Genomic DNA, 25,007 nt, shown 5'->3' on the forward strand with positions numbered 1-25,007 from the left:
TCGCCTCCTTTAGCCCAGGAATATGCCTACGATAACAAGCATCAGCCCAATCACAGAAACAAACAAGGCACCCAGGTTCAATGGCAGGACACTGGCCATGACGGCGCGCATGTCAACGTCGTCCAGCTTTGCCGCGCGTGCACGCCAGACCTTTGCGATGCACCATATCAACCCGACCAACCCTACAACAGACAGGGCAGCGCCGCCCCAAATGATGCCGTCGAAAAGCGAAAAATGTGTGTCCTGTTCCATGCCCTCGGGCTATCCGAGCCGCCGCGTCATGGCAAGGGATCAACACCCCTTGCAGCACTGGCCCCGCACCGCTATCCAGCACATCCATCTGACCCAAGGAGCGCGCGATGACCGACACCGCCACCAATGCCGAAAGTTACCGTGTCACTGCAGACGAATTGCGCCAGTTCATCGAACGGTTCGAACGGCTTGAGATGGAGAAAAAGGACATCGCGGATCAGCAAAAGGAAGTGATGGCCGAGGCGAAGGCCCGTGGCTACGACACCAAGGTCATCCGTAAAGTGATCGCGCTGCGCAAACGCGACAGCGACGACATCGCCGAAGAAGAAGCCGTGCTTGAGCTTTACAAGGAAGCGTTGGGCATGAGCTGATCGGCTCAGCTGCTGCCGTCTGCTTGTTTCTTGTCCCACACCGGTTTGTAGGTCACCCAACGCAGGGGCAGGGCGCCGCCTTTGGGCACGACGCCGATCTTGACCGGATTGCCCGACCGTTTGTCCGTCAATTCAAGCGCCGACTCACCGTTCTTGATGTGCTTGTCGCCCCATTGCATGAGCGCGAGGATCACCGGCACCAATTCGCGCCCCTTTTGCGTAAGAACGTAAGCATAGCGGGTGCGCGCCGAGCCGTCGCGATAGGCTTCTTTCTTCACCAACCCGTTTTCGACGATTTGAGCCAAGCGGCCTGACAGGACCGATTTGGGAATTCCGATGTCTGTCTGGATGTCTGCAAACCGGCTGACCCCGTAAAACATCTCTCTCAAGATCAGCCATGTCCAACGGTCGGGGATCTGATCAATGGCAAGGGCTGCACCGCATTCGGACAGCGGAACGGGGCTTTCACGCACGGGCGCGTCATCTGAGTTTGACATTTGAACTCTGCTCTGTCAGTTTTTTTCTTGTTGGTGCAAAGGTAGCCTGAAATGCCTGCTCAGACCATAGTTAACACTACCAAAGATGGTGGCTGCTATTGCGGGGCCATCAGGTATGCGGTTTCCAAACCGCCGCTGGTTAAGGGGCAATGTCATTGTCGGGCGTGTCAGCGCTATGCCGGGGGTGCGCCGCAATTCTTCCTGTTGGTGCCGCCGGAAGGGTTCGACTGGACCAAAGGGTCTCCGGCGGAATATGCGCGACCGGACCTGCCAAACGCGGTCACACGGTATTTCTGTCCGACCTGCGGCACATCGCTTGTCACCCGCAGGCAAGACAACCCGGCCGTTGTCGTCAAGGTCGGAACGCTGGATGATCCCAGCCGATTTACGCCGCATGTCGCGATTTGCCACGGCGAAGCGCCTGCGTTTCACACCGTCCCGCAAGGTATTGCTGTGTTCGAAGATTTGCCGACAGGCTAGGGCGTTATGAGCGTGACACCCGGAATACGCGCGACGCGCTCCATGTCTTCTTCGTACACCTCGGTCATCGCGTCGATCACCGCGTCGGTCCAGCCGGGTGCGTTCAACTCTTCTTCGATCTCTTCTTCGATCGCGAACTTGTCTAGGAAGGCGGCAATCACCCGGCGCTTTTGCATTTCTGTCATGGTCGGGTGGGATTTGAGGTAGGCCCTGAACCGCTGCATGCCCTCCTTGGACATGATCTCCGACAGCAGATCAAAGCCGCCGATGATTTTCTCGCCATGTTCCAGCCCTGCCAATTCGCGCACGATCTGTGCCCACAGCATTGGCATGTCTTCGAAGCACCACGTGGTGATGGTGACCTCCGGCGCTGCCGACCGGATGGCAGCCAGTGTATCTGACCACCGGATGCTGTACGGATCGGCGCCGCGCAGAAACGCATCCATGTCGTCCTGAGGCGCGTTATTGAACAATGACGGCAGGAACGTACCGGGATTGCGGATGGCCAGAAACAGCTCCACCTCGTCATGCGCAAACAAGGCCGACAATTGCGCGACCCGCTCCGGCGCGGATTGATAGATCTGGCCGTTGCGCACGCAGGCACGGGGGGCTCCGAACAGGTACATGTGGCTCAGGATCATGCGATCCGCGTTCTCTTCATCGAGGATGAGGTCCAGCAAAACGTCCCGGGCGTCAGGCGCGGGGGCTGCATCCTGCAGGGCCGACATGGTCTCTTTCAGCAACGATCGGTACTTGCCGGGACCGGGCACGGCGACGCCCCGCTTGGAAAAGTCCTCCTTGTTGCGCAGCAGGCAACGGACGAGGCGATCTTCCTCGGTGAAATGCGCGCCGGCGTGAAGAACAATTTGCATATTGGGCGACCTGAAGGGGCTGATTTTGCGTGGCTCAGATATACCGGAATTCTGTCCGGATAAAACCTCTGACCAAAGCGGAAAAACGATCTTGCCACCGCAAGAAACACGGAGTAGACGATGCGCCGAAGGCCCCTATAGCTCAGCTGGTAGAGCAACTGATTTGTAATCAGTAGGTCCGCGGTTCGAGTCCGTGTGGGGGCACCATTCATCTTACAGGGTTGAACGACGAACCGCGTTGGGTTTGTAGCCGCGAAGTCCTTGCGACAGGCCGTCAGCGCTGTTCCGATGTGGCGGCGTTGTCGCGGGACCACCGCCGGTTCAGGTTTTGCACCTCGGACACGACGCGCTTCGTGGCTGTGCTGTCGTTCGTAAAGGCGGACATGTCCGTGGAAACCAGCGTCACAGCGGCCGCGAGCGTTCCGTCGTGATTGAATATCGGCAATGCGATGGCACATAGCCCCGGGATGTATTGACCGCTGGCCAGGGCGTAGCCCGCTTTGATCGTGTTTTGCCGCAGGTCCTCAACTCCGACGCTTTCAACCTCTGCCTGCGGCATCTGTGCGTGTACCGCATCCGATGTCGACGTCTCTGGCATGAAGCTGAGGTAGACGAGCCCCGAGGCTGACCTCTGCAAGGGCAGCACAGTTCCCACGGCGACGGGTGAAATCACGGGCGGCCCGCCATGGGCGCTGCGGATGACCACCGGGCCGACATCTGACCAAACGGAAAGGTGTCCGGACGTCCGAAACTCGTTGCACAGAGTGGTCAGCACCTCGTAGGCGCGCTCAACAATATCGTGCTGTGCAATGGCTGCCAGCCCCATGCGGAGCGCCAACGGCCCCAGGCCATAGTGCCCAGTGCCCGCATGCTGCAGCGTCAGGCCAATCTCGCACAGACTGGTCAGATAGCGGTGGGCCTTGGCCGAGGGCAGGCCCGCGGCATTCGCGATATCGGACAGGGTGGCCGGCGCGCCGAGGCGCACCATCACCTCAAGCAGATCACCACCGATTTCAATCGATTGCACGCCGCTGCGGCGGGCACGTGTCGGGCTGTCACTGGGCTGGTCCATGATCCGTCCTTCTTTGTGTCGCCGATTACAGCTTGCAACACGACGCGTCCAGAATCGCTTGCCATTTCATTTTGCGTAATAGTATACGCAATGCGTAATACGTGAGTGAGGAGGGGAATCATGTCAACACTGGACGCACCGGACGGTGATGCCGTGTTCCGCAAAGGAATGAAGGACGCGTCGGTTTCGCCTTTGTGGGATGTGATGGCTGCCCTTGTGACGGAAACGCCGCGGCCCCGCGCGGTGCCATATGTGTGGCCCTATGCAGATGTGCAGCCACGGCTGATCGAAGCTGGCCACCGGATCACCGCCGAGCAGGCGGAACGGCGCGTGCTTATCCTGGAAAATCCGGGCACGGACGGTGATCACACAATCACCGACGCGCTCTATGCCGGTCTCCAACTCGTCCTGCCTGGGGAAACCGCTCCGGTCCACCGCCATACACAATCAGCGCTGCGTTTTGTTCTTGAATCGGATGGCGCGTGGACATCTGTCGATGGCGAGCCCGTAAAGATGCAACCGTTCGACCTGGTTCTGACACCGTCTTGGCGGTGGCACGAGCATGGCGGAGCGACGTCGCCCACGATCTGGCTCGATGGGCTCGACATTCCGATCGTCCAGCGGTTTTCGGCCGGGTTCGCCGAAAGGGACGGGAACGTGCCTGCCAATGATGATGCCGTGTCTGGGCGCACGCGTGCCGCATATGGCGCGAACCTCAAGCCCGCACGCACCGAAGATGTCGACACCGACACGCCCCTGTTCCATTTCCCCTATGCCGTCTGGTCCAAATCCTTGGCCGAATACGCGGCGAAGGTCCCTGTCGATCCACATCGCGGCTGGACGCTGGAATTCACGAACCCGCGCAATGGCGGGTCGGTCATGCGCACGATTTCAGCCTTTGTGACGTGGGTGCCGCCGGGCATGACGACCAAACCGCGCAGGCAAAGTGCAGGCGCTGTGTATGCCGGAGTGTGCGGCGTCGGCACCCTGATCGTTGATGATACGCCACTGACTGTCGGCCCACGAGACGTGGCGGCGGTGCCATCCTGGGGCGCGCTTCAGATTGAAAACAGCAGTGATGAACCGCTGGTTCTGTTTTCGTACTCGGATCGCGCTTGCCATGAAAAACTTGGGTTCTGGAAAGAAAGCCTTGAACAATGACTGCCCTTTTTACGCCGGACGCCACCTCGTTTCTGAAAACCACAGATGATCGCGATTTCCCCTTGTCGCGCGTGTTTTGCGTGGGGCGCAATTATGCCGCTCACGCGCGTGAGATGGGCAAGGATCCCGACCGGGATCCACCGTTTTACTTTACGAAATGGGCGGAGACGGTGCGCAACAGCGCGCCCGAGGACAATCTGGAAATTCCATATCCACCCGCAACTGAAATCTTTCATCACGAGGCCGAATTGGTCGTGGCCATCGGCACCGCCGGATTTCGCATCAGCCGGGAGGCCGCGCTCGATCATGTCTATGGATACGCTGTTGGTCTCGATATGACCCGGCGCGACTTGCAGCTTGAAGCGCGTGAAAAAGGCCGGCCATGGGACACGGGGAAAAACGTATCTGACAGCTGCCCAACAGGGCGATTGCAGATGGTGACGGATGCAGGACATATCCGATCCGGGCGCATCCATCTGACCGTCAACGGCGAAACGCGTCAGGACGCCGACATTGATGAGCTGATCTGGTCCGTTCCGGAAATCATCGCCGACCTGTCCCAATATTACGCACTTCGCCCCGGCGACCTGATCTATACCGGTACGCCTGCGGGTGTAGGTCCGGTGGACAGCGGGGACGAGATCACGTGCACCATCGCGGGACTGCCGGACCTCAAGGTCAGCGTCGGCGCACCCTTCGGGCAAGAGTGAGGGCAAGGGCATGAGCCTGCAGGTTTCATCTGCCACACTCTATGACTTTCCCTTCTCGTCGGCGTCCTATCGGCTTCGGATCGCGCTGAGCCTCAAGGGCGTGGCCCCAAGGCAAACCAAAGGTATCAATCTTCGTGCATTTGAACAGAAAGGCGACGATTACCTGGCTGTTTCGGATGCTCCGATGGTTCCGTCCATGGACTTTGGTCCGGCTGCGTTTGGACAATCCATCGCGCTGATCGAATGGTTGGACAAGGTGTATCCCGATCCACGTCTGATCCCCGAAGACTGCGATGATGCCCTTGCCGTACGCAGCATTGCGCTTGCCATCGCGTGCGACATCCATCCACTGAACACGCCACGCGTGCTCAATCACCTTGTTGGCTCAATGGCGCAGAACGAAGACGTGCGCGACGATTGGTATGCCCATTGGGTGCGCGAAGGGTTCACCGTGCTTGAACGGCAACTCGAACGTTATGCTTCGCGCGGTCCGTTCTGCATCGGCACCACGCCAACGCTCGCTGACCTGTGCCTTGTGCCACAGGTGCTGAACGCCCGACGCTTTGGCGTTCCGATCGACGAATTCGCGAGGATCAATGCCATCGACGCGCATTGCACAACGCAGGCCGCATTCCAGGTGGCTGCACCAAAACCGGATTGAACGTCAAAAGATCAGGGAGGATCACATGACATCAACATTCACACGGCGCGGCGCGCTTGCCGCTATGGGCGCCACATCACTCGTTTCATTGGCCGGACAGGCCAGTGCGGCGGACGTCACGCTCAAGATCAGCAACTACCTGCCACCACGCCACGGCTTTACGGCTGACTTCATGGCCCCGTGGGCGGCCGAGATATCCGAACGCACAAACGGAGCTGTCGCGGTTGAACTCTTTGATGCCACAAGCGCGTTTGGCAAGATTGACCGGCAGGCCGATCAGGTCAGGGCAGGGGTGATCGACATCGGGTTGGGATTGAACGGCATTCCGCGCGACCGCTACCCGTCTGCCGCCGTCATTGAACTGCCGTTTCTGGTCGAAGATGCGGGCGCCGGATCGAAAGCCTTGTGGGAGCTCTACAAGGAAGGGGCGCTTGGGTCGGATTACGAGAACTTCAAGGTGCTGGGCCTGTTTACCCATCACGGCGGGCTGTTTCATACCGTCGACAAACCGGTGCGCACGCTCGAAGACCTCGCTGGCTTGCGCCTGCGGACACCAAGCCCAGCGGTGTCTGCCATGCTCGAAGCGGTTGGTGCCTCTCCGGTTGGGATGCCGCCCTCGGCCATCTATGAAAACCTGCAGAAGGGCAGCCTGAACGGGGTGGTTACCACTTGGGACCTCGTTGGCGCCATTCGGGCCAACGAACTGCTCAAATACCACACCGATGCGCGCGCGTATGTTGCCGGGTTCCATGTTGTTATGAACCAGCGCAAATTCGATGGGCTGCCGACGGAAATCCGCGATGTGCTGGACGACATGACCGGTGACAATCTGGTGGCACGTTTCGGTGACTGGTGGGATGCATGGGACGCACGCGGCAAAACCGACGCCATCGAACGCGGCAATGAGATCATCGAGATCGACAGCGACACGCGGGCTGCATGGCGCGCGCAATTGCAGCCAATGATTGAGGGCTTTCTTGCCAATATGGCGGACCAAGGCGTTGCGGATCCGCAGGCACTTTATGCCCACGCGCAGGACCTGGTGGCAGGGTTCGAAGGCGCCTGAGCCGACAAGATGCCTGTCCCCCTGTCTCAACCACCCGAAGCGGGCCCGGTGGCCACGTTCGCCCTGCGCCTGGACGGCTTTCTGTTGCGACTGACTTCGGGCCTCGCCGTTTTTGGCATGTGTGCCCTTGTCGTTGCGATTGCTGTGGTTGTCGGGGACATCGTCTGGCGGCGGTTGGGGGGCGGGTCCTTTATCGGGTCGGTTGATCTGACCCAATTCAGCGTAATGATCGCGGTGTCCATGGCGATCCCCTACACCTTTGCCACGGCAGGGCATGTCAGCGTCGACCTCCTGACGGGGATTTTCAGCCATCGTGTGAACCAAGCGCTGGACATATGCGCAGCACTGGCAGGTGCCGTGATCACTGCATTTCTAAGCTGGCTGTCTGCGGGCCGCGCGCGGGAGATCTGGAGTTATGGCGATGTCTCTCAGGATCTGGCAATCCCGATGATCTGGTTCTGGGGGGCTCTTGTTGCCGGGCTGGCGCTCTCCACCATCATATGCCTTGTCCGCGTGATGCGGCTGGCGTTGACGCAAAGGCGCTGACATGGCGTGGATTGGCATCGCAGGGTTTGGCGCCGCGCTGTTTCTGGCCATGTGCCGCGTGCCCGTGGCCCTCGCCATGGCGTCGGTTGGCATCGTCGGGTCGATCATGCTTGGCGATTGGTTCTCATCCACCTACGTGATGGCCAGCTTGCCATTCGAGACGATCTTTCCCTACGGATTGTCCGTCGTGCCGCTGTTCATCTTCATGGGTGTCTTTGCGGGCCATTCCGGGCTTTCGGAAAACCTGTTTCGCGGGTTGATCGCGTTTGTGGGACATCGCCCGGGCGGATTGGCGTCTTCGACAATCGGGGCGTGTGCGGTGTTTGGTGCAATAAGTGGTTCGTCTTTGGCCACCTGCGCGACCATGGGCAAGATCGCCTTACCGGAGATGGAGAGAAGGGGATATGCACCGCGTCTTGCGGGCGCTGTGGTCGCGGCAGGTGGCACGCTGGGTGTTCTGATCCCGCCGTCCATCCTGCTGGTGATCTACGCGCTGATGACCGAGGAATCGATTGGCGCGCTTTTTGCCGGCGCACTGATTCCCGGATTGCTGGCCGCGGCACTTTACGTGATTGCCATTCGCCTGCTGGTGCGGCGCAATCCAGACATGGCCCCACCCACTGCCTATGTGCCGTGGCGCGGCCGACTCTTGGCATTGGCAGGCATGTGGGACGCGCTGTTGCTGATTGTCGTGGTCATCGGCGGCATCTATGCCGGACTGTTCTCACCCACAGAGGCGGCCGCGGTGGGGGCGGGCGGCGCTTTGCTGGTGGCGTTTATGCGCCGCCGGTTGAACATCACCAGCCTGCGCAATGGCATGCTCGAAACTGCCAGCATGACCGGAATGATCTTCATGATCCTGATCGGTGCGACACTGTTCAATTTCTTCCTCGAACAATCCCAGCTGACAGAGACCCTGCTGCACTGGATCACCGCCGCAGACCTTGCACCTGGCACCGTCATTCTGGCGCTGTTGGTGTTCTACATCGTGCTGGGATGCTTCATGGATTCGCTGTCGATCATTCTGTTGACGGTGGTGCCCGCACACGGGCTGGTGACCAGCTTGGGCTATGATCCGATCTGGTTTGGCGTGCTGATGGTTTCGGTTGTCGAGATTGGTCTGATCACACCACCGATCGGCATGAACCTGTTTGTCGTCAAAGGTGTGGCACCGCGTATTTCCCTGGCGGACATATCGCGTGGAATACTGCCATTTATAGGTGCGGATGTTGTCAGGCTGGGTCTGCTTGTGTCAGTGCCTGGCTTGATACTTTGGTTGCCAAAAGTGTTGGGGCTTGGTTTCTGACCTCAGGGGCGTTCCCGGCAGATCGACACGTTCGGAATGTGTTTTGGCAAAGTGGTCGTGTGGCTTCAAACGAAAGAACGCGACCGTTTCCCTTTGCGTTTTGCAACCGCCGATTCATGTGCTCATTGGCCGAGATCACCGCACAGTAAAGGTCTGCCGTCAGTTGGCGGCGCTGACCGCCATGGCGCTTGGTGCGACGTGGTTGATCATCATGGTCAATTCGCGAAGATTGACAGGCTTGCGCAGCACCATGCTGGCGTTGCGTGTCATGGAAAACAGCTCACCCTTGGTGAACAATCCGCTGCCGGTGACGTAAATGACTTCGGCGTCCGGTGCGCAGTAGCCTGCGTAATTGGCGACATCGGTGGACAGGCCACCAGAGACCATCAGATCCAACAGCAGAACATCCGGTGCACAGCGCCGCATCGCGTTCATGGCCTGCTCGTTGTTGGATGCGATATGCACCTTGTGCCCGGCCTCTTCCAACGCTTCACAAAACGTGAATTGTAGACCCGGATCGTCCTCAAGAACCAAAACTATCGCCATGAGATACTCCGCCTTCTGACGTCGACCAGTTACTGTTGCCTGGTTAAAAATATTCTTAACATACCGCGCAAACCGTGAAGAAGTCCGCTTCTGACCTAAAACATGAAAGTTTTAACGGCTTTGTAAGGATTGTTGGGTTTGCGGAAAGCGTATGCTGAAGGTTGCGCCGCTGCTTCCATCGGATTGTGCCGAGATATCCCAGCCATGCCGCCTGCAGACTTCGGAGCATGTGGAAAGGCCAATACCGGTCCCGTCGATGGACGTATGATAGCGGCGGAACGGCAGGAAAATGTTGTCGGCTTCTTTTGGGTCAAAACCGCGCCCATTGTCGGCGATGCGCAGAATCGTTTCACAGTCGCCCACGGCGTCGAGTGACACGGTGATTCTGAGCGTGCGGTCCGGATGCTGATATTTTAGTGCATTGCTGAGCAGGTTCATCAGCATCATGCGCAACAATGTGGGTTCCGCCATGAGGGTACAGCTTGGACCCTCGATCAGCAGTGTCAGATCCGATTCTGTCAGACCGTTCTGAAGATCGCGCCGCACATCCTTGATGACCTGTCGAAGATCCAGCGGTTCAGCGGATACTTCGGATGTCACGCTGCGCGCATGTTCAAGAAAGTCATTGGTCAGCGCGTCCATCTGCACCACGGCCCGCGACATCACCGCCAGATATTCGCGTGCCTTGTCCGGCACCTCCGTCCCGAACTTGCTGTCAAACAATTGCAACAGACCGGACAAGGTGCTCAGGGGGGTGCGCAAGTCATGCGATGCCTGCTGGGCAAAAGATTCCATCGCCATCAATGACGCGTGCAAATCTACGAAACGCGCTTCGAAGTTGGCCAGTTCTTCGCGGGTCTCAATACGGCGTTGATTCATCTGACCCAACGCTTCGGCGGCTGCCTTGAGGTGATCCTGGGTCAGCAGATAAAGCCGCTCACCACGGTCAGGTGACCGCAGCAGGGCTACACGGAACACGGTCGGTCGCACGGCGCTGGTTCGATTGGCGGTGAGCATGGGCAATTCGACCGAACTGCGGGCGGCGCCACGGCGCAAGGCGTCTGCCAGCTCTTCCCGGGTCAGGCGGGTCAGTTCATGCATGGACATGCCACGCCCGGTCTCAGTCAGGTTGGGCGAAGTCGGAATATACATCCGTTCCGCCCGACGATTGCAGACAAGCACCCGTGCATCCTGATCCAGCAGAAACGACGCGTAGGGTGAGGCAAGAAAGGCCGCGCTCAGGGTGTCGGTATCGACATCCGCGGTCTTCGGCAAAAGGGCCAGTACCCGATCCACATCTTGGGAATACGCGTTACGCACCAGGCGGGGGGCAGACATCATGTTCATTTTGGGCTGATCATCCTTCCTTGGGCGAGCCAGGCGGATACTGCCCTCAGATGGTGAATGGAGTGTTAAAGCCTCGGATGCACTTAGGCCCGAGTGCGCTCTTCGCTTTCCTCGGCGTCCTGTAGAACGCGCAAACTGCCGAACACATGGGTCACACGGCCGTCATCGCCATGCCGCGCCTTGCCCAGACAGGCGCAAATCACAGGGGCAACACCATCACGCATCAGCGTAATCTCGCGTTTGAAGGGCGAGCCATCCTCAAGCACGGCTTGGAAATCACTTCCGACATCAGCGCGTTCACCATCGGCAACACGGGTCAGCAGGCTTTCCACCGATGGTATGTGCCGGGCGGGATCAAAGCCAAGGATGTCGAACATGGGCGTGCTCCAGAGCCCGGTATTGTTCTCGATATCGAAAGAGAAAAAGCCGACCCCAAGATCATCCTGCACCGCTTCGAGGCTCGACAGACGAATATCGCGCGCCAGACCTTCGGCGGAATCCCATGTCACACCGACCATTTGCACGGGGTCGTCTTCGGAATCGCGGATCAGGGTGACACTGCCGTCGATCTTGAAGATGTGACCATCGGCACCAAAGATACGGATGTCGTAAGACGCGGTTGTGCCGTCCTTCATCAAGGCTTCGATCAACGAACGGAACCCTTCGCGGTCCGCCGGGTGGATCATGTTGTACATGTCGTCCCATGTCGGCATGTCGCCAGTGTCCGACCGCCCGTAGATCTTGAACATCTCCGGGGACCAGACAAGTTCCTTGGTGTCGAGGTTATAGGACCAATGCGCCACGTTGCTGACATCGCTCATCATGTCGATGACAATGCTCAGCGGGTCACTGATGTCTTGCGTGATGGTGATCGACAGGCCAATCAGCTTGCGATGCTGATCGTGCACGGGTGACATCAGCATCGTATAGTACTTGCCATGCGACAACACGGGCAGGCGGCGTGGTTCCTGAATACGCAGGACTGTGTTGGCAATCGGGGCGAGGGCGGGAAAACCGGCCGGCAGGTTGCACTGGCTCAGGTGAATACCGGTCGGGGGCATCTCTTTGAGGCCAAAGAATTCAAGCGCAACCTTCGACAACCGCCGCACCATCAGCGCCTGATCGGCAAGCGCCACGGGGTAGGGGGCCGACGTCATGGTAGCTTCCAACTCCGACGCCAAGGCCTGCCGTTCGGCAGAGCTGATCTGCAGCTCTTCGTTGACGGTCAACAATTCCTCGTTGGTGGACTGCAGTTCCTCGTTCGAGGTTTCAAGCTCTTCGTTGGTGGCCTGAAACTCTTCGTTGGTGGATTGTAATTCCTCATTCGATGATTGCAGCTCCTCGTTTGCCGTCTGCAATTCTTCGATGGTCTGCTGAAGCGCCTCTTGGGTGGATTTGATCTCCAGTTCCATCTTTTCGACATAGGCGCGCTGATCGCGATCCGAGATTTCGTCCAGATTGGGTTCGCTGATTTCTTCGAACTTGGTGTCGATGGCAATCAGGCACTGCGGCTCGCCACCCGACTGTCCGATAAAGGGGAAAACTTGCATCTGAATGTGATTGCCCACAGGCAGCGATACCTTGTGCCAGCGACCAATGCGGCGGCCACGGTTGCGGATGGCGACGGCCATCAGGCTTGTCGCTTCGGTCTTCAGAGGGTCGATCAGCATCTTGACGTTCAGCGACGTCGGCGCACCGGCACGGATTTCCATGAAGGGGCTCAGATCGCCCAGCACTTCGATGATGTTGCCGTTCTGGGTGCAGATCATACCGTTTGGCGCGACCACACGGGCCAGGGTCAGTTCGCGGTTTTCCTCTTTCTGGGCACTTGCAGCACCCTGCCGATTGTTGGGGTAGGGGCGGACGCCGCCCTTGTACCCGCGCGCGCCGGGATCAATCGACAATTCGCCGGAAATGCCACGGCGTTTGACATAAACCTTGTCGGCCCCCTGTCGGCCCTCAAAGAACACGCCCATCTCGCCAACCGTCTCGGACGTGCCGACAAACAGAAGCGCGCCGGCGGCCATGGCGTAGTGCAGGCGGCTCAGGACACGTTCTTGCAGGGCGAGGTTGAAGTAGATCAGCAGGTTGCGAATGCTGACCACATCCACGTTGATGAAGGGCGGATCCTGAAACACGTTATGGTGCGAGAACAGCGTGGCGCTGCGCAATTCGGGCCGCACGGTGATTTCGGTATCGCCAATGGTGAAATAATTGCTCAGCAGCTTCGGCGGTATGTCCGATGCGGCGGCAATCGGGTAGATGCCCTTTCGGGCAATCTCGATCGCGTTCTGGTCGATGTCAGTGGCGAAGATCTGAACATTGCGTTGGGCCAACATCTCGATCCCGCCGAGGATTTCGGCGATGATGATCGCGATGGAATAGGCTTCTTCGCCAGTGGCACAGCCCACGACCCAGATCCTGATCTGTCCGCTTGCGCGCTTCTTGAGCGACGATTCCATCTCCCGCTGCAGTTTCTCGAACTGGTCCGGATCGCGAAAGAAACGGGTGACCGAGATCAAAAGATCACGGTGCAGGGCGTCGACTTCGGCCATGTTTGCACGGCAATAGTCGACATAATCGTCATATTTCTGAATACCCAGAGCGGTCATACGGCGGGCAATCCGCCGGTTCAGGGTGTTTTCCTTGTAGTCGGCAAAATCCACCTGGGTGCGTGCCAGAAGAATGCCGAACAATTCGCCCAACGGGTTGGGTTCGTCCTGCAGACCGCGCAGGCTGTCCAGATTTCGGGGCTGTGCCAGGATCTTTTCAAGATGTGTGCCGACCTGATCGGGCGACAGGGTCAGGTCAACGCATCCCGTTTCGATGGCCGAGGTGGGCATGCCGTCATATTTGGCACTTGCGGGATCCTGCGCGATCGTGATGCCGCCCGCTTCGCGAATGGCTTGCACGCCGTAGCTGCCGTCAGACCCGGTGCCCGACAACACGATACCCATGCAATTCTCGCCCCGCTCGGCGGCGATGCTTTTGAACAGACGGTCAGCCGAAGGTTTGGGAGAGGCCGCGTGACCGGACGGATTGCGCAAGCGCAGAATGCCGTGTTCCAGCACAACATCGGTGTTGGGCGGGGTGACGTAGATATAGCCGCGCTCGGGAACGGTCTCGGGCTCCAACTCGCGCACGGGCAGGCTTGTCTCGCGCGAGATCAGGGTGGACAGCACGCTTTTGTGGGTGGGCGACATGTGCTGGGCCACCACGTAGAACGCATTGGCGTCCTGCGGCAGGTTCTGCGCCAGCAGGGATACAGCCTCAAGCCCACCAGCGGATGCGGCAATGCCGATCACACGTGCTGGGTCTTTCTGATCCGTGTCTTCGGGAAGGGGAGTGTCGGTTTCGGCGTCAGGTGTCTGGTCCGCGCTCATCGTGTCCTCAGGTGTTGGATCACCGCGTTACGGTCGTGTTGTTGTTTGTTTTTGCAGACGGTCGGGTCAATGTACGTGGCAGTATTGATCAATCAATTGCATCAGTTGGCCGGGGGATACGGGCTTGCTGGCATAGCCGTTCATTCCCAGTTCCTCGACCAAGCGCGCGTCGTGGTAGTCCATGTCGGCCGTCACAGCGATGATGGGCACCGCGTTCGGCGGCACTTTGGCCCGGATGTACTTGGTCGCATCAATGCCGGACATTTCGGGCATGTGCACATCCATCAGAACCAATCCATAGTCTTCGGGGTTCTGGTCCAGCGTATCGCAGCCCTGTTTGCCGTTTTCGGCAATATCAACATGCACGCCCAGCATATCGATGACTTCCTTCATCATGAAGCGACTGAACTGGTCGTCCTCAATAAGAAGTACTTTTTTACGCTGTAACATGATGGTGTCCTGACCGGCAGTGCACTGCGTCCCTATCGACGATGCAATCTAAGGTTATCAAACAAATACGCATCCCACCATCCCCTTACTGAATTATGCCGCAGGGTCTGCCAGTCCACCAAAAATGGCCCGTCATCGTGACCGCCGGGCAATTTTGACCGCGACCTGCGCCAATCCCCTTGCACCTAGGCTGCGCCCTGCATAGAAGGGCGCGAATTTCCGAATAGCCCCCCAATGTGCGGGGGCCTTTACCCCATGGGAGCACACATGCAGGTCACCGAGACGCTGAACGAAGGGCTGAAACGCGGCTATGCCATCACCGTGACCGCCGCCGAGCTGGACGACAAGGTCAATGAAAAGCTGACCGAGGCGCAGCCCGATGTCGAGATGAAGGGTTTTCGCAAGGGCAAGGTCCCCATGGCCCTGCTGAAAAAGCAGTTCGGCCAACGCCTGATGGGCGAGGCGATGCAGGAAAGCATCGATGGCGCAATGAACAAGCATTTCGAAGACAGTGGCGACCGCCCCGCCATGCAGCCCGAGGTCAAGATGACCAACGAGGACTGGAAAGAAGGCGACGACGTGAACGTCGAGATGTCCTACGAAGCACTGCCCGAGATCCCCGAAGTGGACCTGAGCAAGGTCAAACTGGAGCGTCTGGTTGTCAAAGCCGACGACGCAGCCGTTGAAGAAACTCTGGGCTCACTGGCCGAGAATGCGCAGGACTTCAAAGCGCGCAAGAAAGGCTCCAAGGCCAAGGACGGCGATCAGGTTGTCATGGACTTCCTCGGCAAGGTCGACGGCGAAGCTTTCGAAGGCGGCGCAGCCGAAGATTACCCGCTGGTGCTGGGCTCCAACTCGTTCATCCCCGGCTTCGAAGAACAGCTTGTGGGTGCGAAAGCGGGCGAAGAGAAAGCCGTGACCGTGTCGTTCCCCGAGGATTATCAGGCCGATCACCTCGCCGGTAAGGAAGCTGTGTTCGATTGCACCATCAAAGAGGTCAAGGAACCCGTCGCTGCCGAAATCAACGACGAGTTGGCCAAGAAATACGGCGCTGACGATCTGGACGGTTTGAAATCCCGCATCGCAGAGCAACTGGAAGGTGAATACTCCGGTGCAGCACGTGCGGTGATGAAGCGTGGCCTGCTGGACCAGCTTGATGACATCGTGAAATTCGACCTGCCGCCGTCGCTGGTCGAAGCCGAAGCCAAGCAGATCGCGCATCAGCTGTGGCACGAGGAAAACCCCGACGTCGAAGGTCACGACCACCCCGAGGTCGAGCCTACAGCTGAGCACAATGAACTGGCCGAACGCCGTGTGCGTCTGGGCCTGTTGCTGGCAGAGCTGGGTCAAAAGGCAGAGGTCGAAGTGACCGACGCCGAGATGAGCCAGGCCATCATGCAGCAAGCGCGCCAGTATCCCGGTCAGGAACGCCAGTTCTTTGAATTCGTGCAACAAAACCAGCAGATGCAGCAACAGCTGCGCGCTCCGCTGTTCGAAGACAAAGTGGTCGACCACATCGTTGAGAACGCATCGGTGAAAGACAAGGAAGTCAGCAAGGACGACCTGCAAAAAGCCGTCGAAGCGCTGGAAAACGAAGACTAAGTCACCGACACAGGTGAGAGTTCAAGGGCCACGCCAACCGGCGTGGCCCTTTTGTTTGGGGGGTAGGCCCGGCTGGCGTGCGCCCAAACCTCAATGATTCAGGTATTCAGCTGATAGGTCACCCAGTTACTCTTGGTCGCGTGCCGATCGTAGACTGATCTTGCGCGGTAATTGGTTTCGGACGTCATCCATCGAACCACATCCCAGCCGTGATCACTGGCATATACACCGACCGCTTCAATCATTGCTTCAACGACACCCTGCCCACGTGCTGAAGGTGCGACAAACATATCGTCGATGAATGCACCTTTCGTCGCGGGCATTGGACGCTCATATGGCCTAAAGTGAACGAAACCAATCACTTCACGCTGATCGTTTTCAGCGATGAAACAGCGAGTTTGAGCGTCTTGATCATGTATCCAGCCCCAAACCCTGTCTCTCATCTCAGAGGTTTGCTCTTCTCCGCCAAATGCACAGTAGGCTTGGAACAGAGCGTTCAATGCAGCCCGATCTTGCTCAGCGGCCCGTCGGATTTTCACAACCATTTCAAACTCATCAATGCCTAGCACTCGTCAGCTTCAGATATTTTTAGAGTATCGACAAGCGGTGGAAAGGCGAACGTCAGATTTGCCCCGTATTTGGTTAGTCAAAACCTCCATCGCGCACGTGATGTCTTCAAAAGCGCCCTGCTGACGACCTGCAAAAACAAGGTTTCAAGCGCCGCTGGCCCTGACGATCCCGGTAATTCCGATACATACCAATGTCTTGCTGGGCCGTGCGTGCCTGACGACCCAACGTGCCTATAGGATAGGCCGCTCATGGCCTACGGATTGACGCCGGCGCTTCGTGGCCATCAGTGATGAATTGTCACGAAACACGTCCTAGTTCAGAACGCAGCCGCCCAATGTGCCTTTCGCGAACTGTGTGCTGCGCAGACCAATAACGTCAGTCAACACAGCCATCCCTTACGTCAGAACGTATGAGAGCCGACCGGCGCACCTCCGACTTGACCTTACGAACGCACATTTTGGGCCCTCGCAAACCTGCGGGACAGAAGTCGTTCGCACAAGGTCCCTCCTCAAGGCACGTGCCATGAAGGACCTTCTCAATAGGACTTTTCCAGACCTGTGAACCGAAACGCCGGAAACAGGCACTTATTGGACAGGTAGCAATCGAACGCGCAGTCAGAATTACAGAACCGCAAATGACGCACCGTATCAAAATCGAACCTGCATTTACCGATGCAAAAACCGGCTGAAACCAAATTGGAGCCACCATGTCCTTTCCCAAGCGCATACAAGTGATCCTTGACCACACCCTGATCGACAATTTCATCCTCGGGGTCATCCTGTTCAACGCAGTGATCGCCGGCCTTCAGACCATTGCGCCGGTCAGGAACGCGGCAGGGCCTGTGTTTTCGGTGCTCGATACTCTGTGTCTGACGATTTTCGTGGTTGAAATCACAGCCAAGCTGGTTGCCAGGGGCCGTGACTTCTTTCGAACGGGTTGGAACCTCTTCGACTTTGTCATCGTCGGCACGTCGCTGATCCCCGGATCAAGCGGGCTGTCGGTGCTGCGAGCGCTGCGCATCCTGCGGCTTTTCCGAGTGCTGTCCGTGGCCCCCAGTTTGCGTCGCGTGGTCGAAGGACTGTTCGCCGCTCTGCCTGGCATGGTGTCGGTGTTTGTGTTGATGGCGATGCTTTTCTACATCGGGTCGGTTATGGCAACGACGCTGTTTGGCGCGACATTCCCGGAGTGGTTCGGAGATCTTGGGTTGTCCGGCTACACCCTGTTCCAGATCATGACGTTGGAAAGCTGGTCCATGGGCATCGTGCGCCCCGTGATGGCCGTATATCCCTATGCGTGGGCATTTTTCCTGCCCTTCATTCTGGTGACATCCTTCGCGGTGGTGAACCTGCTGGTGGGTTTGATCGTGAATTCGATGCAGGCCGCCTATTCCGAGGTCGAAGTTGCAGCCACCGACAAGTTCCGCGACGAGATGATCGCCCGGCTGGAGAAGATCGAAAAGGCGGTTCGGGTGCAGGACTGAGGGGACAGGCCCCGAGCCTAGGGGCCCGTCTCAACGCAAATCGAGCCGCACTGCAAAGCGGGCTTACCGCAGTAACGGACGTCCATCACCCCAATGATCCCGCTACAAATCCAAACAGCGGAAATGACCCAAGCTGCGGTCATCTCAACGGACATCGGTTCGTTCTCGCAAACGCCCCGGCGGACTTCAGCACAAACCAAACGCTCAAAACGCGCGCAGATCATCCAGTGTGTATTGCTGCAGCACGGGAAACTCGGGATCTTCGCGGTAATCGGGGTCGCTGACGAGGCATCGCGTTCCACAAATCTGCTGAGCCAATTGGGCGCGCGCGTCTATATACCACAGCCGCCCACCGGGCGTGGCAATGTAGCCGTCGGTGTCATCTTCGATGTCCGTGCGCATATCGTCAAAGGAGGGCACCTCGGTCCAGTAGTCGGGATCGTAGTGGGAATGAGTGTGATAGGAGGCCAGAACCGTCACGCCCGGACCTGCACGTTCGGGGGGCAGGCAGGATGAGACACCGCCGCGTCGGGCCGATGTGGCGACCAAAGCACCCGTCCGATCAACACCGATCAGACCGCAATACTCGCGCCCCTCGCTGATCGACAGCGGCTGTATCTCGTTAAAAAGGTCAGCCACAAACGCCACTTCGGCTTCGGTCTGCGGCTGTGCACGCGGCGCCATCGAGACAAAGGCCGGGTCCACAATTGGCTCGCAGCTTGCGAGGGTGACAACAAGGGCAAGGGGGAAAAGGCTGCGGATCATGGGCGCACCTTGGCGATGCGCCAGACAAAGGTCAAACAGGTGCGGTCACAAAAAAACCGCGCCCCGGAAGGCGCGGTTTCCAATCTTGTCAGTCGGCGGCAGATCAGGCTTTTGGCTCTTCTTCCGCGTCGCCTTCGGCTGCATCGTCAGTGGCGATGCCTGCGGTTTCCGCCAGCTCTTCGTCTTCGGATGCGGCTGCACCGATATCGTCGAACAGCTCCTGGATTTCGAACTCCGCAGCGGCTTCCTCTTCGGCAGCCAGCTCCTGGATCGATTTGCCGGAGGCCTGCAGCTCGGCTTCTTCGGGCGAACGGGCCACGTTCAGCTGAATGACCACGTCCACTTCAGGGTGCAGGGTGATGTGCACGTCGTGCAAGCCCAGCTCCTTGATGGGGTTCGGGATCACGACCTGCTTGCGGTCAACGCTGAACCCTTCGGCGGTCGCCACGTCCGACGCGTCACGGGGTGTGACGGAGCCATAGAGGTTCCCACCATCAGAGGCTTGGCGAATCACGATGAACTGCTGGCCATCCAGCTTGTCACCCAGCGCTTCGGCCTCTTTTTTGGTTTCAAGGTTGCGCGCTTCCAGTTGCGATTTCTGCGACTCGAAGTCTGCGATGTTGGCTTTGGATGCGACCAGCGCCTTTTTCTGCAGCAGCAGATAGTTGCGGGCGTATCCGGGTTTGACGTCAACGACGTCGCCCATCTGGCCCAGCTTGGCCACACGTTCGAGAAGGATAACTTGCATCGTCTCGCTCCTTATTTCACGGCGTAGGGCAGCAGGGCGAGGAAGCGGGCGCGCTTGATGGCACGGGCCAGTTCGCGTTGCTTCTTGGCCGAGACGGCGGTGATACGGGACGGCACGATCTTGCCACGCTCGGAAATGTAGCGTTGCAGCAGACGTGTGTCCTTGTAGTCGATCGCGGGTGCGTTCTCGCCCGAGAAGGGGCACACTTTACGACGGCGGAAAAACGGTTTTGCAGCCATGACTTAGCTCTCCTTCGCTTAGCGGCGCTCGCGACGGCTGTCGCGTTCGTCACGTTTCTGCATCTGGATCGAGGGGCCTTCGGCATGCTCGTCCACCTTGATCGTCAGAACGCGCATGACGTCGTCATGCAGGCGCATCAGACGCTCCATTTCCTGGATCGCAGGGGCAGGGGCATCGGTGCGCATATAGGCGTAGTGGCCCTTGCGGTTCTTGTTGATCTTGTAGGCCATTGTTTTGACGCCCCAGTACTCGTTGTCCACGAGTTGACCGCCATTGTCGGCCAGAACGGTGCCAAAATGTTCGATGAGACCCTCGGCCTGAGTGTTGCTCAGGTCCTGACGGGCGATCATCACATGCTCATAAAGAGGCATGGACTTCTCCACTTCTATCAAGGCGCATTTCATAGACCGACCATTCATTCCCTGCGGGTCGGTCACGAGAGACTGCGCGGCAAAACAGGTTTGCAGGGACGCGTCTCTATACATCGTTGAGCGGGCCGCGCAAGGGTGGATTGGCCCACGCGTTTCCGATCACGGGCTTTCCTTGGACGGGCCGCATTTTGGTCATGTTTGCCCGACAAGGATTGCTTAACCAAGTTGGAGGATCACTGCCATGACTGCCACTTTCGATGCGATGACCGATACGGACCAGACCGATGTGCCCAAGGCGCTGGAGGCCCGCGCCCTTTTCACGGCCTATGGGCGAAAAATTGCGGGCGGAGCCCTGCTGTTGGCGGGATTGGGCTTATGGCTGGAACCTGGTGCGCATGTCGACACGGACCTGATCCTGATGAAGCTGGGCCTGTCGCTGACCTTCGGATTTGCCGGGCTGGCGCTCATGCAGACGCACAATGCGCCCAGCGGCCAAGAGGTCGAGATTGACACTGTACGTCGCGAGGTGCGTCTGATCCGGTCGCATGGGCGCAAGCGCGCAGTCACACGTCGTACGGCCATCCGTGATCTGGGCCGGGCTGAAGAGATTGGCGAAACGGTCCGCCTGTCCGCCGCCAACGGTGACTTTCTGGCCGAGGTGTCGCTTGCGGATGCGGCGGTGCGTTCGAGCCTTTGTGGGGCCTTGCGGGACGCGGGCAAACTGTAAAAGCACCAATTCCGGACATTGCGTGCGGGCACATTGTTCAGATGCGCGCACGACATGTTGATGGATGTGCGCTTGTTTAAATCGTGGCATGGGGCATCTTCTCCACATACTTTAACTCTTGTGGAGCACGTCCCATGAAAACTCTCCTCCTTGCCGCTGCGCTGGCCACATCCGCATCATTTGCCTTTGCCGCGGACAAATACACCGTTGATTCGAGCCACGCCCAGGTTCTGTTTTCCTACAACCACTTCGGCTTCTCGACGACGTGGGGCATGTTCTCGGGGTTTGAGGGCGAGATCAGCTTTGATCAGGAAAACCCGGCCAACTCCACCGTCAACGTGTCAATGCCCACAAAGTCGATGTTCACCGGCTGGGAACAGCGCGAGGCCCATTTCATGTCCGAAGATTTCTTCGGTGCCACAGATGAAGACGTCATTACGTTTACGTCGACTGCGGTTGAAGTGACAGGCGAGGACACCGCGAAGATCACCGGTGACCTGACCATGAATGACGTGACCAAGTCGGTTGTTCTGGATGCGAAGCTGAACCAAGTCGGCCCCAACCCGGTCAGCCAGAAGGACTGGGCCGGATTTGATGCCACCACAACCTTGCTGCGTTCCGATTTCGGTCTTGGCGCTTTTGCTCCGGCCGTAAGCGATGAAGTTCAGGTGCAGATTTCGGTTGAGGCTGAAAAGGCAGAATAAGACCACCACTCACGGAAGACCTCGGGGCTGTGCGATCTCTTCGCATGGCCCTTTTTCTATGGTCGTCGTGGGCCTGGCCGCCCTGTACCAAAGGTCCTTGATTGGCGCGCTTGGACCCTGTCCTTCAACGGTGCAGCTATGGCGCCTGTCCTGTATTGGCGCGCCCTCGGCGCCTGTCCTGTATTGGCGCGCCTTCGGCGCGACACGAATTATTCAGGAGGGCCTTTTCAGACCCTCCTGCGATTTGCCTCCGGCGGTGGTATTTTCAGTCAGAAGAAGACAAAGAGTGGCGCATCGGCCCGCCCGTCGGGCAATCACTCCGCTGGCGCACGGGTTGCCGTCAGCCGGACATCGACCCCGACAGCGAAGTGGAGCGAGCTTTCGTCTGCCATGTTGTCGCCGATCCCAAAGGTGCGACGATCCAGGGTGAGCCCGCCCGACATCGAGGCCGTGTCACTGTCGATCGATAGCCCGAAGGGCAGGGTGATCGGCACCGACTGGTCCTTGATTGTCAGAGTGCCTTGCGCCTCGTACCCGTCCACCACGGGAATGATATCCGCCACGTAAGTCGCTGTGGGGAAGGTTTGTGCGTCAAAGAAATCCGGGCCCATGGCCTGATCCGTGACCGAGCCCAGGGTGAGCGAGCCGATTGCAATTGTCACTTCGACCGATCCGGCCACGCCATTCTGGACGGTTTCGTCAAAGCTGATGGCGGCTGTCCAGTCCGCGAACTGTCCTTCCACCTCCGATCCCAACTGGGTCACCGTGATGCCCAACGTACCGCTTTGAACCTGCCAGTCGGATTGCACCTCTTCCAGCTCTGCGACGTCCACCGCGCCTTCATGTGGCGCGTAGACGCCCAATGCTGCACCGCCGGACAGGGCCAGCGCCCAGAGGGCCAATGCCGCAGTGATGGGGGCTGCGTGCTTGTGCTTGGGATCGGTGGCCGGGATGTCGGCGCGGCCAAACCACATCCGGCGCAAGGTGGCGTCCTTGTCGATCACATGGTGCTTGAGCGCGCCCGCGATATGCAGCAGCACAGACGCGACCAGTACCTTGGTCAACACCCAATGTGCTCCGGCCATGACGCCTGCCAATGCTTCGGACTTGGGTATCAGCGGCAGTGTTTGCCCAAAGGGCCACCAGATCGGCGCAAAGCCGGAGGCGGCAGCGTGGTGGATCCAACCCGACAGCGGCACGACCACCAGACTGCCATAAAGCAGCCAGTGCACGGTTTCGGCGGCAAAGCTTTCCAGCTTGCGGTCCGGATGCAACAGGCCGGGCTTGGGCTGGCTCAATGCCCAGAGGATGCGCAGCACGGCCACAAAGAACACGATCACGCCAAGCGTTTTGTGCAAGGAAAACAGCCACGCCGTCTGAGCGACGAGATCATCCGCGGGCGCAGATGAAGACTTCAGCTGATACGCCATGCGGTTGGCGACAACGCCCAATGGGATCAGCGTGATGATCAGAAGGGCTGTGAGCCAGTGAAAGGTCTTGGACAGGCTGCCATAACGGTCAGCGGTGTTGGCGAGCGGCATTGGGTGATCTCCGAGCGTTGCGTAAGGGTCTAACACCTCTGACCCTAATGTTATGCGCTTTGGCTTCAGCGCAAGCTGCAATTCATGCACAGATGCCGTGCGACCGTCCCTTGTCCGGGGCGGACGGTGCCAGTACACACAGACGTGAAAAGACAAAGAAGGGGCAGGCCATGAGCGTGGCATTTGTATTTCCGGGACAGGGTGCGCAGACAATCGGGATGGGCAAGGCGTTGGCCGATGCTTATCCTGCGGCACGTGCAGTGTTTGACGAGGTGGACGCGGCATTGGGCGAAAGCCTGAGCACCCTGATCTGGGAGGGAGATCAGGACACGCTGACGTTGACGCTGAATGCGCAGCCCGCGCTTATGGCCACCTCCATGGCCGTGATGCGCGCGCTGGAGGCCGAAGGGGTCACCATTGACAAGGCCAGCTTTGTGGCGGGCCATTCCCTGGGTGAGTATTCCGCGCTCTGTGCTGCTGGTGCGCTGAGTGTCGCCGACACTGCGCGCTTGTTGCGGACCCGCGGCCAAGCGATGCAGGAGGCGGTGCCGGTGGGTGTTGGTGCCATGGCGGCCCTGCTGGGTCTCGATTTCGATACCGTGACCGAGGTGGCGCAAGAGGCTGCTCAAGGTGAGGTTTGCGCCGCGGCCAATGACAACGACCCCGGACAGGTGGTTGTGTCGGGTCACAAGGCCGCCGTCGAACGTGCGGTCGATCTGGCGAAGGCCAAGGGGGCCAAGCGGGCCGTTCTGCTGCCCGTGTCCGCCCCGTTCCATTGCAGCTTGATGGCTCCGGCAGCGGAGGTGATGCAAGAGGCTCTGAGCGGTGTGACCTTCAACGCACCCGCCGTGCCACTGGTCGCCAATGTCACAGCGCAAGCCGGGTCCGATCCCGATGAACTGCGTGCTCAGCTTGTGGCGCAGGTCACAGGCTCCGTCCGCTGGCGCGAAAGCGTGACCTATATGGCCGGGCAGGGCGTGACCGAGATCTGGGAGATTGGCGCAGGCAAGGCTCTGTCGGGCATGGTGCGCCGCATTGACCGGTCCATTGCATGCCGCGCCGTAGGCACACCGGATGATGTGAAAGCGGCCTTGGATGGCTGATCTGGTCACCTTGCCACCGGAAACCCTCGGCGGTGTGATCGATACGGTGCCGTTTGCGCGCCGGTTCCAGTTCATACCCGATGTTTTCGGTCGCATGGATTCGGCGTTGGGCCAGTCGGGCATCTTCTTTGCGGGGCCACAGACAGCGCTCTACCGCGTCGATGGCGACGATATGGAAATCCGCATTGGCGTGGCGCTGCCCAAGCCCTTGCCGGGCTTCCAGATGTTTGAGGTGGCCGAAGCCACAGCACTGCACATGCGCCACTGCGGGCCGTTTGACACGCTGCCGGGGGTCTACAAGGCCCTGACGGCAGAGGTGGAAAATCGCGGTCTGATCCGCACGGGATGGGCGCGCGAAGTGTATCGTTTTGTGGCCAAGGACTCCTCCCTGAATATTTGCGACGTCTATATGGACGTGGCCCAAGCTTGAAGAATG

General features: G+C 58.9%; 28 protein-coding genes and 1 tRNA gene. 15 read left to right on the plus strand and 14 right to left on the minus strand.

Annotated elements, in window-relative coordinates; genetic code table 11:
- Positions 1 to 9 precede the first annotated feature (9 nt).
- Positions 10 to 252, minus strand: coding sequence for a hypothetical protein (locus tag Q1A32_RS20210; protein WP_299657389.1), 243 nt, complete (start codon positions 250 to 252; stop codon positions 10 to 12).
- 107 nt (positions 253 to 359) lie between these two features.
- Here Q1A32_RS20210 and Q1A32_RS20215 point away from each other — a divergent pair, with 107 nt between their 5' ends.
- Positions 360 to 623 carry a DUF2312 domain-containing protein gene (locus Q1A32_RS20215; protein WP_299614188.1) on the plus strand — a complete coding sequence of 88 codons (264 nt, stop codon included), beginning with the start codon at positions 360 to 362 and terminating at the stop codon, positions 621 to 623.
- A 5-nt stretch (positions 624 to 628) separates the two neighbouring features.
- On the opposite strand, the gene Q1A32_RS20220 is transcribed toward Q1A32_RS20215, so the two are convergent.
- Positions 629 to 1,120: a helix-turn-helix domain-containing protein gene (locus Q1A32_RS20220; protein WP_299614189.1), complete on the minus strand. Its 492-nt coding sequence runs from the start codon at positions 1,118 to 1,120 to the stop codon at positions 629 to 631.
- A 51-nt stretch (positions 1,121 to 1,171) separates the two neighbouring features.
- Here Q1A32_RS20220 and Q1A32_RS20225 point away from each other — a divergent pair, with 51 nt between their 5' ends.
- Complete coding sequence (locus tag Q1A32_RS20225) at positions 1,172 to 1,600, plus strand: GFA family protein (RefSeq protein WP_299657392.1); 429 nt, start codon at positions 1,172 to 1,174, stop codon at positions 1,598 to 1,600.
- On the opposite strand, the gene Q1A32_RS20230 is transcribed toward Q1A32_RS20225, so the two are convergent.
- Positions 1,597 to 2,472: a hypothetical protein gene (locus Q1A32_RS20230; RefSeq protein WP_299657395.1), complete on the minus strand. Its 876-nt coding sequence runs from the start codon at positions 2,470 to 2,472 to the stop codon at positions 1,597 to 1,599. The two genes, Q1A32_RS20225 and Q1A32_RS20230, sit on opposite strands and share 4 nt — an antisense overlap.
- 131 nt (positions 2,473 to 2,603) lie before the next feature.
- On the opposite strand from Q1A32_RS20230, the gene Q1A32_RS20235 reads away from it, so the two are divergent.
- Positions 2,604 to 2,679 (plus strand) — tRNA-Thr (locus tag Q1A32_RS20235).
- A 67-nt stretch (positions 2,680 to 2,746) separates the two neighbouring features.
- On the opposite strand, the gene Q1A32_RS20240 is transcribed toward Q1A32_RS20235, so the two are convergent.
- Positions 2,747 to 3,544: an IclR family transcriptional regulator gene (locus Q1A32_RS20240; protein WP_299657398.1), complete on the minus strand. Its 798-nt coding sequence runs from the start codon at positions 3,542 to 3,544 to the stop codon at positions 2,747 to 2,749.
- 120 nt (positions 3,545 to 3,664) lie between these two features.
- Between Q1A32_RS20240 and Q1A32_RS20245 the strand changes: the two genes are divergently transcribed.
- The 6 genes from Q1A32_RS20245 to Q1A32_RS20270 are packed head-to-tail and all read left to right on the plus strand — an operon-like array spanning position 3,665 to position 8,994.
- Positions 3,665 to 4,705, plus strand: coding sequence for a cupin domain-containing protein (locus Q1A32_RS20245; RefSeq protein ID WP_299657401.1), 1,041 nt, complete (start codon positions 3,665 to 3,667; stop codon positions 4,703 to 4,705).
- The gene (locus tag Q1A32_RS20250) at positions 4,702 to 5,415 is read left to right on the plus strand and encodes a fumarylacetoacetate hydrolase family protein (protein WP_299657404.1); all 714 of its coding nucleotides are present in this window, start codon (positions 4,702 to 4,704) and stop codon (positions 5,413 to 5,415) included. The genes Q1A32_RS20245 and Q1A32_RS20250 overlap by 4 nt, the downstream gene beginning before the upstream one ends.
- A 10-nt stretch (positions 5,416 to 5,425) precedes the next feature.
- Positions 5,426 to 6,076, plus strand: a complete 651-nt coding sequence (maiA, locus tag Q1A32_RS20255; protein WP_299657407.1) for a maleylacetoacetate isomerase — start codon at positions 5,426 to 5,428, stop codon at positions 6,074 to 6,076.
- Positions 6,077 to 6,101: 25 nt separating this feature from the next.
- Positions 6,102 to 7,142, plus strand: coding sequence for a TRAP transporter substrate-binding protein (locus Q1A32_RS20260; protein ID WP_299657410.1), 1,041 nt, complete (start codon positions 6,102 to 6,104; stop codon positions 7,140 to 7,142).
- Between the two features lie 9 nt (positions 7,143 to 7,151).
- Positions 7,152 to 7,688, plus strand: coding sequence for a TRAP transporter small permease (locus Q1A32_RS20265; RefSeq protein ID WP_299657413.1), 537 nt, complete (start codon positions 7,152 to 7,154; stop codon positions 7,686 to 7,688).
- 1 nt (position 7,689) lies between these two features.
- Complete coding sequence (locus Q1A32_RS20270; RefSeq protein ID WP_299657416.1) at positions 7,690 to 8,994, plus strand: TRAP transporter large permease; 1,305 nt, start codon at positions 7,690 to 7,692, stop codon at positions 8,992 to 8,994.
- Positions 8,995 to 9,153: 159 nt separating this feature from the next.
- On the opposite strand, the gene Q1A32_RS20275 is transcribed toward Q1A32_RS20270, so the two are convergent.
- From Q1A32_RS20275 to Q1A32_RS20290, 4 genes are all read right to left on the minus strand, one after another.
- Positions 9,154 to 9,540, minus strand: coding sequence for a response regulator (locus Q1A32_RS20275; RefSeq protein ID WP_299614199.1), 387 nt, complete (start codon positions 9,538 to 9,540; stop codon positions 9,154 to 9,156).
- A 111-nt stretch (positions 9,541 to 9,651) separates the two neighbouring features.
- Entirely contained in the window at positions 9,652 to 10,887 is a 1,236-nt protein-coding gene (locus Q1A32_RS20280; protein ID WP_299657419.1) for an ATP-binding protein, read from the minus strand.
- Between the two features lie 83 nt (positions 10,888 to 10,970).
- Positions 10,971 to 14,270, minus strand: a complete 3,300-nt coding sequence (locus tag Q1A32_RS20285) for a chemotaxis protein CheB (protein ID WP_299657422.1) — start codon at positions 14,268 to 14,270, stop codon at positions 10,971 to 10,973.
- 66 nt (positions 14,271 to 14,336) lie between these two features.
- A complete protein-coding gene (locus tag Q1A32_RS20290; RefSeq protein ID WP_299614203.1) occupies positions 14,337 to 14,720 on the minus strand; it encodes a response regulator in 384 nt (127 codons plus the stop codon).
- Positions 14,721 to 14,987: 267 nt separating this feature from the next.
- Here Q1A32_RS20290 and tig point away from each other — a divergent pair, with 267 nt between their 5' ends.
- A complete protein-coding gene (gene tig, locus Q1A32_RS20295) occupies positions 14,988 to 16,322 on the plus strand; it encodes a trigger factor (RefSeq protein WP_299657425.1) in 1,335 nt (444 codons plus the stop codon).
- Between the two features lie 98 nt (positions 16,323 to 16,420).
- On the opposite strand, the gene Q1A32_RS20300 is transcribed toward tig, so the two are convergent.
- Positions 16,421 to 16,867 (minus strand): GNAT family N-acetyltransferase, encoded by a 447-nt coding sequence (locus Q1A32_RS20300; RefSeq protein ID WP_299657428.1) that lies wholly within the window; start codon positions 16,865 to 16,867, stop codon positions 16,421 to 16,423.
- Between the two features lie 731 nt (positions 16,868 to 17,598).
- Here Q1A32_RS20300 and Q1A32_RS20305 point away from each other — a divergent pair.
- Entirely contained in the window at positions 17,599 to 18,372 is a 774-nt protein-coding gene (locus Q1A32_RS20305) for an ion transporter (RefSeq protein ID WP_299657431.1), read from the plus strand.
- Positions 18,373 to 18,576: 204 nt separating this feature from the next.
- Here Q1A32_RS20305 and Q1A32_RS20310 read toward each other — a convergent pair whose 3' ends face one another.
- From Q1A32_RS20310 to rpsF, 4 genes are all read right to left on the minus strand, one after another.
- Positions 18,577 to 19,137, minus strand: a complete 561-nt coding sequence (locus Q1A32_RS20310; protein WP_299657435.1) for a DUF4329 domain-containing protein — start codon at positions 19,135 to 19,137, stop codon at positions 18,577 to 18,579.
- A 103-nt stretch (positions 19,138 to 19,240) separates the two neighbouring features.
- A complete protein-coding gene (gene rplI, locus Q1A32_RS20315) occupies positions 19,241 to 19,885 on the minus strand; it encodes a 50S ribosomal protein L9 (RefSeq protein WP_299614210.1) in 645 nt (214 codons plus the stop codon).
- Positions 19,886 to 19,896: 11 nt separating this feature from the next.
- Positions 19,897 to 20,124 carry a 30S ribosomal protein S18 gene (gene rpsR / locus Q1A32_RS20320; protein ID WP_028957713.1) on the minus strand — a complete coding sequence of 76 codons (228 nt, stop codon included), beginning with the start codon at positions 20,122 to 20,124 and terminating at the stop codon, positions 19,897 to 19,899.
- An 18-nt stretch (positions 20,125 to 20,142) separates the two neighbouring features.
- Positions 20,143 to 20,496 (minus strand): 30S ribosomal protein S6, encoded by a 354-nt coding sequence (gene rpsF / locus Q1A32_RS20325; RefSeq protein ID WP_076630132.1) that lies wholly within the window; start codon positions 20,494 to 20,496, stop codon positions 20,143 to 20,145.
- A gap of 241 nt (positions 20,497 to 20,737) precedes the next feature.
- Here rpsF and Q1A32_RS20330 point away from each other — a divergent pair, with 241 nt between their 5' ends.
- Both Q1A32_RS20330 and Q1A32_RS20335 read left to right on the plus strand, forming a co-directional pair.
- Positions 20,738 to 21,223: a hypothetical protein gene (locus Q1A32_RS20330; protein ID WP_299657438.1), complete on the plus strand. Its 486-nt coding sequence runs from the start codon at positions 20,738 to 20,740 to the stop codon at positions 21,221 to 21,223.
- A gap of 134 nt (positions 21,224 to 21,357) precedes the next feature.
- Positions 21,358 to 21,927, plus strand: coding sequence for a YceI family protein (locus Q1A32_RS20335; protein WP_299657441.1), 570 nt, complete (start codon positions 21,358 to 21,360; stop codon positions 21,925 to 21,927).
- Positions 21,928 to 22,241: 314 nt separating this feature from the next.
- On the opposite strand, the gene Q1A32_RS20340 is transcribed toward Q1A32_RS20335, so the two are convergent.
- Positions 22,242 to 23,468, minus strand: a complete 1,227-nt coding sequence (locus Q1A32_RS20340; protein ID WP_299657444.1) for a cytochrome b/b6 domain-containing protein — start codon at positions 23,466 to 23,468, stop codon at positions 22,242 to 22,244.
- 170 nt (positions 23,469 to 23,638) lie between these two features.
- Here Q1A32_RS20340 and fabD point away from each other — a divergent pair, with 170 nt between their 5' ends.
- Together fabD and Q1A32_RS20350 are read left to right on the plus strand one after the other, a co-directional pair.
- Complete coding sequence (gene fabD / locus Q1A32_RS20345) at positions 23,639 to 24,571, plus strand: ACP S-malonyltransferase (protein ID WP_299657447.1); 933 nt, start codon at positions 23,639 to 23,641, stop codon at positions 24,569 to 24,571.
- A complete protein-coding gene (locus Q1A32_RS20350) occupies positions 24,564 to 25,001 on the plus strand; it encodes a hypothetical protein (protein ID WP_299657450.1) in 438 nt (145 codons plus the stop codon). Before fabD ends, Q1A32_RS20350 begins: the two co-directional genes overlap by 8 nt.
- The last annotated feature ends 6 nt before the right edge of the window (positions 25,002 to 25,007 follow it).

It is taken from the genome of uncultured Tateyamaria sp. (genome assembly GCF_947503415.1).
Classification (GTDB): domain Bacteria; phylum Pseudomonadota; class Alphaproteobacteria; order Rhodobacterales; family Rhodobacteraceae; genus Tateyamaria.

What these genes read in the sequence shown, in the direction of transcription:
- Q1A32_RS20290 (WP_299614203.1), bottom strand. Translation starts at nt 14,720, where the DNA reads ATGTTACAGCGTAAAAAAGTACTTCTTATTGAGGACGACCAGTTCAGT.
- Q1A32_RS20300 (WP_299657428.1), bottom strand. Translation starts at nt 16,867, where the DNA reads ATGGTTGTGAAAATCCGACGGGCCGCTGAGCAAGATCGGGCTGCATTG.
- Q1A32_RS20280 (WP_299657419.1), bottom strand. Translation starts at nt 10,887, where the DNA reads ATGAACATGATGTCTGCCCCCCGCCTGGTGCGTAACGCGTATTCCCAA.
- Q1A32_RS20225 (WP_299657392.1), top strand. Translation starts at nt 1,172, where the DNA reads ATGCCTGCTCAGACCATAGTTAACACTACCAAAGATGGTGGCTGCTAT.
- Q1A32_RS20305 (WP_299657431.1), top strand. Translation starts at nt 17,599, where the DNA reads ATGTCCTTTCCCAAGCGCATACAAGTGATCCTTGACCACACCCTGATC.
- Q1A32_RS20310 (WP_299657435.1), bottom strand. Translation starts at nt 19,137, where the DNA reads ATGATCCGCAGCCTTTTCCCCCTTGCCCTTGTTGTCACCCTCGCAAGC.
- Q1A32_RS20240 (WP_299657398.1), bottom strand. Translation starts at nt 3,544, where the DNA reads ATGGACCAGCCCAGTGACAGCCCGACACGTGCCCGCCGCAGCGGCGTG.
- Q1A32_RS20335 (WP_299657441.1), top strand. Translation starts at nt 21,358, where the DNA reads ATGAAAACTCTCCTCCTTGCCGCTGCGCTGGCCACATCCGCATCATTT.
- Q1A32_RS20260 (WP_299657410.1), top strand. Translation starts at nt 6,102, where the DNA reads ATGACATCAACATTCACACGGCGCGGCGCGCTTGCCGCTATGGGCGCC.
- Q1A32_RS20245 (WP_299657401.1), top strand. Translation starts at nt 3,665, where the DNA reads ATGTCAACACTGGACGCACCGGACGGTGATGCCGTGTTCCGCAAAGGA.
- tig (WP_299657425.1), top strand. Translation starts at nt 14,988, where the DNA reads ATGCAGGTCACCGAGACGCTGAACGAAGGGCTGAAACGCGGCTATGCC.
- Q1A32_RS20215 (WP_299614188.1), top strand. Translation starts at nt 360, where the DNA reads ATGACCGACACCGCCACCAATGCCGAAAGTTACCGTGTCACTGCAGAC.
- Q1A32_RS20250 (WP_299657404.1), top strand. Translation starts at nt 4,702, where the DNA reads ATGACTGCCCTTTTTACGCCGGACGCCACCTCGTTTCTGAAAACCACA.
- rplI (WP_299614210.1), bottom strand. Translation starts at nt 19,885, where the DNA reads ATGCAAGTTATCCTTCTCGAACGTGTGGCCAAGCTGGGCCAGATGGGC.
- Q1A32_RS20285 (WP_299657422.1), bottom strand. Translation starts at nt 14,270, where the DNA reads ATGAGCGCGGACCAGACACCTGACGCCGAAACCGACACTCCCCTTCCC.
- Q1A32_RS20270 (WP_299657416.1), top strand. Translation starts at nt 7,690, where the DNA reads ATGGCGTGGATTGGCATCGCAGGGTTTGGCGCCGCGCTGTTTCTGGCC.
- Q1A32_RS20210 (WP_299657389.1), bottom strand. Translation starts at nt 252, where the DNA reads ATGGAACAGGACACACATTTTTCGCTTTTCGACGGCATCATTTGGGGC.
- Q1A32_RS20265 (WP_299657413.1), top strand. Translation starts at nt 7,152, where the DNA reads ATGCCTGTCCCCCTGTCTCAACCACCCGAAGCGGGCCCGGTGGCCACG.
- Q1A32_RS20350 (WP_299657450.1), top strand. Translation starts at nt 24,564, where the DNA reads ATGGCTGATCTGGTCACCTTGCCACCGGAAACCCTCGGCGGTGTGATC.
- Q1A32_RS20340 (WP_299657444.1), bottom strand. Translation starts at nt 23,468, where the DNA reads ATGCCGCTCGCCAACACCGCTGACCGTTATGGCAGCCTGTCCAAGACC.
- Q1A32_RS20230 (WP_299657395.1), bottom strand. Translation starts at nt 2,472, where the DNA reads ATGCAAATTGTTCTTCACGCCGGCGCGCATTTCACCGAGGAAGATCGC.
- rpsF (WP_076630132.1), bottom strand. Translation starts at nt 20,496, where the DNA reads ATGCCTCTTTATGAGCATGTGATGATCGCCCGTCAGGACCTGAGCAAC.
- fabD (WP_299657447.1), top strand. Translation starts at nt 23,639, where the DNA reads ATGAGCGTGGCATTTGTATTTCCGGGACAGGGTGCGCAGACAATCGGG.
- Q1A32_RS20220 (WP_299614189.1), bottom strand. Translation starts at nt 1,120, where the DNA reads ATGTCAAACTCAGATGACGCGCCCGTGCGTGAAAGCCCCGTTCCGCTG.
- maiA (WP_299657407.1), top strand. Translation starts at nt 5,426, where the DNA reads ATGAGCCTGCAGGTTTCATCTGCCACACTCTATGACTTTCCCTTCTCG.
- rpsR (WP_028957713.1), bottom strand. Translation starts at nt 20,124, where the DNA reads ATGGCTGCAAAACCGTTTTTCCGCCGTCGTAAAGTGTGCCCCTTCTCG.
- Q1A32_RS20275 (WP_299614199.1), bottom strand. Translation starts at nt 9,540, where the DNA reads ATGGCGATAGTTTTGGTTCTTGAGGACGATCCGGGTCTACAATTCACG.
- Q1A32_RS20330 (WP_299657438.1), top strand. Translation starts at nt 20,738, where the DNA reads ATGACTGCCACTTTCGATGCGATGACCGATACGGACCAGACCGATGTG.